The organism is Methylobacterium sp. WL12 (assembly GCF_008039475.1).
GTDB lineage: Bacteria > Pseudomonadota > Alphaproteobacteria > Rhizobiales > Beijerinckiaceae > Methylobacterium > Methylobacterium cerastii.
Window position 1 is genome coordinate 1 of record NZ_VRUW01000213.1, and the last position, 1,143, is coordinate 1,143.

General features: G+C 52.8%; 2 protein-coding genes. One reads left to right on the forward strand and one right to left on the reverse strand.

Annotated features, from left to right (window positions below):
* Nucleotides 1–400: hypothetical protein (locus FV226_RS27545; protein WP_210246561.1), on the forward strand; the 400-nt coding region annotated here is incomplete at its 5' end.
* Between the two features lie 307 nt (nt 401–707).
* Here FV226_RS27545 and FV226_RS27550 read toward each other — a convergent pair.
* The coding region (locus tag FV226_RS27550) for a DUF4214 domain-containing protein (protein ID WP_147765410.1) at nt 708–1,143 on the reverse strand (436 nt) is incomplete at its 5' end.

A 1,143-nucleotide genomic window follows, 5' to 3' on the forward strand; every position in this document is an offset into this window, starting at 1 on the left:
AAAGATGCCGAGCAACGCGACTGAAGGAGCCCCGATGAAGATTATTTTTGCTTTGATAGCGCTCGCTGCTTTGACATTACAAGCGCAAGCCATTGAGGGCCGCTACAAGGTTGAAGGCCAGAACCCAGGGCAGCCCCAAGTCTATAAAGGGGAAGCGATGATTAAAAAGACCGGCGACACTTACAGCGTCGTTTGGCAGATTGGATCTGGCCGCCAAATTGGCACCGGTATCCTGAACGGAACAGTTTTATCCGTTGTATTTCAGGCGGCTGGCGGGCCAGGGTCCGGCGGAGTGGCAAGCTTTCAGGTCGTTGACAACAAGATCACTGCCGGTCGGTGGGCGGTAACAGGTGGCCAAACTGTTGGGTCGGAAAAATGGTCCTTGGAAAGCGGGATTTGAGACTCGTGGTATCAACTCGTCAGTCGCCCTCTTCGCCAGCCGGAAGCCCAAGGCCACAGAGGCGCCCGTGGAAGCCCCCGAGGTGGCTCCGAAGGCACGCGGGCGGAAGAAGATCGCCGAGCCGGCCTGACGCCGCTCAGCGCCCCGTTCCGGCACACCGCGGCCGCAGTCGCGGTGAACCAAGCCCCTTCTAATCGCGCTATGAGAGGCTGCCTATCAGCCTCTTTCGCCCGAACTACAAATGAGGCGAAGACAATATGAGTCGCCTCAAGTGTCGGGCAAAGATTTAATTTTGAACTCGCGCGATTTAAGAGATGTATCCATAATCGAGGTGGATGCCGGATTGAATGGTGGGATCCACCCTATTATGATTTTCTAAGCTTTCCGAAAAACCAATCAACGCTGTGGCACGATCGATTGTGTGACTGGACAATGCATTGATCCAGTTGGCATTTCCCGCTGCATCCGGTGCTCGATCGAGAACGTTTTTGTAAAGAGCATTGACAAATACTTGATCAGAAGCATTTGCACCATATCGAGTTGTAAACTCTAGCGAGCCAGTAAACGTTCCTGCATCATCGTGGAGGCTGACCCCATGATTTACAGCGTTTGTATGCGCGGATAGGCCGCTGACATCAGGAGCTCTACCAAAAGCCGCCTGATATAATCTATAGACTTGTGCTGCATTGCTGTCGGTACCAAAAGCGACTAGCTGCCCATCAATCTTAATAATACTATCGTTA